General features: G+C 62.4%; 8 protein-coding genes. All 8 read left to right on the forward strand.

The genetic code is table 11. The features are described 5' to 3' along the window. The coding region (secY, locus tag HUV01_RS10195; RefSeq protein WP_174298159.1) for a preprotein translocase subunit SecY at positions 1-1,146 on the forward strand (1,146 nt) is incomplete at its 5' end. Positions 1,147-1,182: 36 nt separating this feature from the next. Further along, positions 1,183-1,851, forward strand: coding sequence for an adenylate kinase (locus HUV01_RS10200; protein ID WP_174298160.1), 669 nt, complete (start codon positions 1,183-1,185; stop codon positions 1,849-1,851). Positions 1,852-2,081: 230 nt separating this feature from the next. Further along, complete coding sequence (locus HUV01_RS10205; protein ID WP_174298161.1) at positions 2,082-2,774, forward strand: winged helix-turn-helix domain-containing protein; 693 nt, start codon at positions 2,082-2,084, stop codon at positions 2,772-2,774. A gap of 20 nt (positions 2,775-2,794) precedes the next feature. Beyond that, entirely contained in the window at positions 2,795-4,138 is a 1,344-nt protein-coding gene (locus HUV01_RS10210; protein WP_254606550.1) for a sensor histidine kinase, read from the forward strand. A gap of 22 nt (positions 4,139-4,160) precedes the next feature. Then, positions 4,161-4,376 (forward strand): hypothetical protein, encoded by a 216-nt coding sequence (locus HUV01_RS10215; RefSeq protein ID WP_174298163.1) that lies wholly within the window; start codon positions 4,161-4,163, stop codon positions 4,374-4,376. Positions 4,377-4,544: 168 nt separating this feature from the next. After that, positions 4,545-4,913: a 30S ribosomal protein S13 gene (gene rpsM, locus HUV01_RS10220; protein ID WP_174298164.1), complete on the forward strand. Its 369-nt coding sequence runs from the start codon at positions 4,545-4,547 to the stop codon at positions 4,911-4,913. 78 nt (positions 4,914-4,991) lie between these two features. Beyond that, positions 4,992-5,381: a 30S ribosomal protein S11 gene (gene rpsK, locus HUV01_RS10225; protein WP_174298165.1), complete on the forward strand. Its 390-nt coding sequence runs from the start codon at positions 4,992-4,994 to the stop codon at positions 5,379-5,381. Between the two features lie 92 nt (positions 5,382-5,473). Continuing rightward, the gene (locus HUV01_RS10230) at positions 5,474-6,538 is read left to right on the forward strand and encodes a DNA-directed RNA polymerase subunit alpha (protein ID WP_174298166.1); all 1,065 of its coding nucleotides are present in this window, start codon (positions 5,474-5,476) and stop codon (positions 6,536-6,538) included. Positions 6,539-6,842: the final 304 nt, after the last annotated feature.

Raw genomic sequence — 6,842 nt, forward strand, 5'->3', positions numbered from 1 at the left:
TCGCTCAAGCGGATGAGCCTGATCGCGCTGGGCGTGATGCCGTACATCACCGCTTCCATCGTCATCCAGCTCGCCACCTCGCTATCCCCGCACCTCGCCGCGATCAAGAAGGAGGGGGAAAGCGGGCGCAAGAAGCTGAACCAGTACACCCGCTATGGCACCGTCGCGCTCACCGCGGTGCAGGGTTATTTCATCGCCGCCGGGCTGGAGGCGCTGGGCCGCAATTCGGGCGTGCAGGCGGTGGTCGACCCCGGCATGACGTTCCGGATCGCCGCCGTCATTTCGCTGGTCGGCGGCACGATGTTCCTGATGTGGATCGGCGAGCAGATCACCAGCCGCGGCATCGGCAACGGCGTGTCGCTCATCATCATGGCCGGCATCGTCGCCAATCTGCCAACGACGCTGTACAACCTGCTGGAGGGCGGCCGGTCGGGCTCGGTCGATGCGGCGCGGCTGATCGGCATCGTCGCCGCGGTCGCGTTCCTGATCCTGTTCATCTGCTTCATGGAGCGCGCGCAGCGGCGCATCCTGATCCAATACCCCAAGCGGCAGACCCAGCGTGGGATGCAGGCGGACCGCAGCCACCTGCCGCTGAAGATCAACACCGCGGGCGTCATTCCGCCGATCTTCGCCTCGTCGCTGCTGCTGATGCCGCTGACGATCACGCAGTTCGCCGGGAAACAGACCGCCAACCCCGACACGTGGTGGGGCAGCATCGTCATCACGCTGAACCAGTATCTTCAGCACGGCAGCATCGTGTACATGCTGCTCTACGGCTTGGGGATCGTGTTCTTCTCGTTCTTCTACACTGCGGTCGTGTTCAACCCGGAGGAGACGGCGGACAATCTGAAGCGCTACGGCGGGTTCGTGCCCGGCATCCGACCCGGCAAGAACACCGAGACGTATTTCGACTACGTCCTGACGCGCATCACCGTGATCGGCGCGGGCTATCTGGCGATCATCTGCCTGTTGCCAGAGTATCTGGTGTCGGCGCTCGCCATTCCGTTCTACTTGGGCGGCACCAGCCTGCTGATCGTCGTCAACGTGACGATGGACACGGTGACGCAGATCCAGTCGCACCTGCTGGCGCATCAGTACGGCGACCTCATCAAGAAGGCGAAGTTGAAGGGCGCGCGGTTGCGCTGAACCGGCGCGGATCGGTCGGCAGGAAGGGGAGCGGGGATGAACATCATCCTGTTGGGGCCGCCGGGCGCGGGCAAGGGAACTCAGGCCGGTCGGTTGGTGAGCGAGCGCGCGATGGTGCAGCTGTCCACCGGCGACATGCTGCGCGCGGCGGTGAAGTCGGGTTCTCCCGTCGGACTGAGGGCGAAGGCGGTGATGGAGGCGGGAGAGCTCGTGTCCGACTCGATCGTGTCGGCGCTGATCGGCGAGCGCCTCGATGCGGGCGGCACCGACGCAGGCGTGATCTTCGACGGCTTCCCGCGCACTGCGCCGCAGGCCGAGGCACTGGACCTGTTGCTGGCTGAGCGCGGCCGTTCGCTCGACTATGTGGTCGAGCTGGAGGTGGACGAGGCGGCGCTGACCGAGCGGGTCGTCGGCCGCTTCACCTGCGCGCGCTGCGGCGAGGGCTATCACGATGTCTTCAAGAGGCCGGTCAAGGCCGGGGTGTGCGACGTGTGCGGGTCCACCGAGTTCAAGCGCCGTCCGGACGATAACGCGGACACGGTCGCCACCCGCATGGCGGAATACCGCGCCAAGACCGCGCCGATCCTGCCGATCTATGAGGCTCGTGGGTTAGTATATCGGGTTAATGGAATGGCAGATATCGAGGAGGTAGCTGGCGCGATCGGAATAATCTTAGATAAAGGGGGAGCGTTGGACGCTTTCTGATTTCGTTACCATTAAGCTAGTTTTCTACTGAAATTAACACAGATGTCATCCTACTGTCCTTTTCCGACCATAACCAGTTCTCTATTTCAGAGTAATTAAAGACTAGGGAGCGTTTGATCTTGGCTGCTAAATGCTAGTGTTATAAAACTTAATCATATCAACGCATGCCCGAAGTGTTGGTTCACTATAGAACTTTGCTAAGGTCTATTTGTAATGAGTCCGGTGCTTTCGTGAGCCGTAAGATTTTGGTCGTTGAAGACGATCCCGTCACGATGGGCTATCTGCAGAAGGGATTGTCCGAAGCAGGATACGCAGTTGAATTGTGTAGCGACGGACGTGACGGTTTATTCTTGTCCAGTGAAGGCATTTTCGATTTGGTCGTGGCCGACCGGATGCTACCTGGGTTGGATGGTATTGCAATGGTCAGCGCAATCCGCGCTGCCGGGCTTACCATGCCGGTGCTGATGCTTTCGGCGCTGACGAGCGTGGACGATCGGATCGACGGGTTGAAAGCCGGTGCTGACGATTATCTTTGCAAACCGTTTTCCTTTGCGGAACTGTCCGCCCGGATCGAAGCACTGGTGCGCCGGTCCGAGCGGCTGGGTGGCGAGGTACCACGTACGCGGCTAGGCGTGGGCGACCTTGAGATTGATCTGCTCGCGCGCAGTGTGCATCGCGCCGGTCGCGTCATCGCGCTGGGCGCACGCGAGTTCAATATTCTCGAGTATCTCGCCCGCCATGCCGGTGAAGTGGTAACGCGCACGATGATGCTGGAGAAGATCTGGAACTACCATTTCGATCCCGGTTCCAATGTGGTTGATGTCCATATTGGCCGGCTGCGTCGGAAGTTAGAGGATGGCTTTCCGACACCGATTTTACACACGGTGCGTGGGGCAGGTTATAGGCTATCGGCTGATAATTAGTGGCGAGGTGGCGCGTAAAATTGTCAATCACAACGCGTATCGCGTTTCTGTCGACCGCACTGGCGCTGGTCACCAGCATCGTGTTGCTCGCTTTTGTGTCGAGACAGACGCACGCCGAGGCAGTTGCGGCGGTCCGGCGCGAGACAATCGGGCAGGCCGATACGCTGGTAGCTGCCTACCGGTCGGGCGGACTCATCGCTCTGCGCGGTGCAATCGCAGATGCGGACGCTGCGAACGACCAATCGTTGGCGGTCTTGCTGCTAGGGTCCGATGGGCTTCGGCTCGGCGGCTTTGGCCCCGCACGCTTGACGGTTACGCCACTTACATTCACCGGGTTCCAAATCGGTCGGATCGGTCGTGATAGCGGGTGGGAAACACGCGAGGCGGGTTACACGATCCGTCGGGTTGGCGAAGAATGGCTGCTCACAGCACGTACGCTTGATCTGATTGTTGAGGAAGACCGCGCGCTGGAGCGTGCGTTGCTGCTATCGATGTTACTGGCGCCCGTGCTCGGGGTTGCTGCCGGGCTGATAGTGGCGCGCTATGTCGGCGGGCGTCTAGACCAGGTTGCAGCTGTGATCGAACATGCGGGGCAAGGCGACCTGACCCGCCGCGTCGTGCCGGGGGCGGGGGGCGGCGATGCGTTCGATCGGCTGGCGGGTTGTCTGAACGCCATGTTGGAGAAGCTCGAACGGGTCATGGGCGAATTGCGGGTGGTGACTGATGGGTTGGCGCACGACTTGCGTTCGCCGCTCGCTCGGCTCCGCACCAAGACCGAGCTTGCGCTGCTGACGTATGATCCGGCGCAGCGCGAGGTGGCGCTTACGGGATTATTGGGTGAGACCGATCTTGTGCTTCGGATGCTATCGACGCTCATCGAGATCAGCCGTTCCGAGGCCGCCACGCGTGACCGGTTCATCCGCGTTGATCCTGCCGCGCTGGTCGAAGAAGTGGGTGAGCTTTACGCGCCAGTGGCAGAAGATGCGGGACTGCTGTTTCGGATCGTGATCGACGAGCGGCCGGCGCCACTGGCGTTGCATCGTGAGCTCGTCAGTCAAGCCATCACCAACCTGCTCGACAATGCTATCCACCACGGCGGCACCGGGGGCGCTATCGTATTGCGTGTCGCTTGTGCGGAAGCCGGCGCGGTTGCCATTCAAGTCGAAGATCGTGGACCGGGCATCGCGACCGCTGACCGCGCGCAGGCGCGACGCAGGTTCGGTCGGCTGGACGCCGCACGCTCGACCCCGGGCGCGGGGTTGGGCTTAGCGCTAATCGAAGCAGTTGTACGTCTGCACGGCGGCCGGTTTGAGCTCGGCGACAATCAGCCTGGGCTGGTCGCGCGGATCGTGCTGGTGGAATGACTTGGTGGAGGACAGGGCGACGATGAACCTACTCACCTTGTTCGGCTTCGTGGCGATCGGCTTCACGTTGGTGTGCTATTTACTGGATGAGCGTGCGCCGGCTTGGACACTGGGCTTTGCCATCGGCTCTTTGAGCAGTGCGATTTATGGTTTTCTGCAGGGCGCGTGGCCGTTCGGAATTATTGAGGTAATCTGGACTGTCGTGGCGCTGCGGCGATGGAGTCGGTCCGAAAGGTAATTATTTGACATTGAAGTCTTGAAACCGTATGCGAGCTAAAGCTTATGACCAATACTTACGGCGACGCTTAGTTGCGCTCGCCGTATTTTTGCGTTGTATAAGCTTGAGGCAATGCGAAGAGATGGGCTGCGTTGCCGTTCGCGGCCCGTGGAGCTGGGAGAACTATTTATGGCACGTATTGCGGGGGTCAACATCCCGACAAACAAGCGAGTGGTGATCGCGCTAACTTATATTCATGGCATTGGTCCAACAAAGGCCAAAGCCATCACAACTAAGCTGAGTATTGCAAATGATCGGCGTGTGCAGGATTTAACTGATCAAGAGATCCTGCAAATTCGTGAGACGATTGATGCCGATCATCAGGTGGAAGGTGATCTCCGCCGCGAGGTCGCGATGAACATCAAGCGACTTATGGATTTGGCTTGCTACCGCGGTCTGCGCCATCGCCGCGGTCTGCCCGTTCGAGGCCAACGCACGCACACCAATGCACGTACTCGTAAGGGCAAAGCTAAGCCGATTGCTGGCAAGAAGAAGTAATCCGCTTAGAAACGGTTTACCTTGCAGCGATGTAACAGAGACTGTTCCGTCGACTCAGCTAGATAAAGTCAGGACTATATGGCACAGGTACCGCAGCGCATCCGCCGTCGCGAGCGCAAGAATATTACTTCGGGGGTGGCGCATGTGAACGCCAGCTTCAACAATACGATGATCACCATCACCGACGCGCAGGGCAACACCATCAGCTGGTCGTCCGCCGGCACGATGGGCTTCAAGGGATCGCGCAAGTCGACCCCCTATGCCGCCCAGGTCGCCGCCGAGGATGCCGGCCGCAAGGCGTCCGAGCATGGCGTCCGCACGCTGGAGGTCGAGGTGAAGGGTCCGGGCTCGGGCCGCGAATCGGCGCTCCGGGCGCTCCAGTCGGTCGGGTTCCAGATCACCTCGATCCGCGACGTGACGAGCATCCCGCACAACGGCGTGCGCCCGTCCAAGCGCCGCCGCGTCTGAGCGGCACCCGATCCAACCGTACCGGCTGACGAGCCGGCGCGATCTTCTACCCGGCCGATCCTCCGTATCGGCCCAACGCAGGGGACATGAGCTTGTCCGTCAACGCAAAGAACTGGCAGGAACTGAAGAAGCCGAGCGGGTTGGAGCGCCGCCCGGGCGGGGACCCGCGCCGCCGCGCGACGTTCGTCGCCGAGCCGCTGGAGCGCGGCTTCGGGCTGACGCTCGGCAACGCGCTGCGGCGGGTGCTGCTGTCGTCGCTTCAGGGCGCGGCCGTCACCTCCATCAAGATCGAGAACGTGCTGCACGAGTTCAGCAGCCTTGCGGGCGTTCGCGAGGACGTGACGGACATCGTCCTGAACGTGAAGCAGATCGCGCTGCGGATGCAGGGCGAGGGGCCAAAGCGGCTTCAGCTGTCCGCGACCGGGCCGGCGACGGTCAAGGCGGGGGACATCGCGGTCGCAGGCGACATCGAGGTCATGAACAAGGACCTCGTGCTGTGCCACCTCGACGACGGCGCGACGCTGAACATGGAGCTGACCGCCGACATCGGCAAGGGCTATGTCGCGGCGACCGCGAACCGTCCGGCCGACGCGCCGATCGGGCTGATCCCGGTGGACGCGCTCTACTCGCCGGTGCGGCAGGTGTCGTACAAGGTCGATCCGACCCGCGTCGGCCAGGATCTGGACTATGACAAGCTGACGCTGACGGTCGAGACGGACGGGACGATCAGCCCGGACGACGCGGTTGGCTATGCCGGCCGCATTCTCCAGGACCAGCTTGCGCTGTTCGTGCAGTTCGACGACGCGTCGATGCCGCGCGCCGCGCCGGTCGGCCAGCCCGCGCCCGCGCCGGTCGGCGAGATCACCGGCGACACGCAGCAGATCAACCGCTACCTCCTCAAGAAGGTGGACGAGCTCGAGCTGTCGGTGCGCAGCGCCAACTGCCTGAAGAACGACAACATCATCTACATCGGCGACCTTGTCGGCAAGACGGAGGCGGAGATGCTGCGCACGCCCAACTTCGGCCGCAAGTCGCTGAACGAGATCAAGGAGGTGCTGTCCTCGATGGGGCTGCGGCTGGGGATGGAGATCCCGGGCTGGCCGCCGGAGAACATCGAGGAGATGGCAAAAAGGCTGGAGCAGGAGATAATGGGATAGTCGCAGGTGGATAGCGCCAGCTATCCACCATCTCGGCGACTATCACGGCCGGCGGGTCGGCGCGCCGCGCGAGCGGCCAGCCGAACCCGTCCGACGACCCCGTAGCGAAAGCTGCGGGGTTTCTTCTTGCCTGCCTTCCCTCCGACGACACCCGCCCCACTCCCGCCGGCCACACGGCGCGGCTCCGCCGCGACGGGAGGGAAAGGGGCAGGGAAGAGGGCACGGCGAAGCCGCGCCATGACGTCGGACGGGTCGGTCTTCGGGCTTCGCCCCGCGCCCGCCCGCCGGGCCGGGCCGGCCTGCA

The sequence above is a fragment of the Sphingomonas bacterium genome (assembly GCF_903643035.1).
Taxonomy (GTDB): Bacteria; Pseudomonadota; Alphaproteobacteria; order Sphingomonadales; family Sphingomonadaceae; genus Sphingomonas.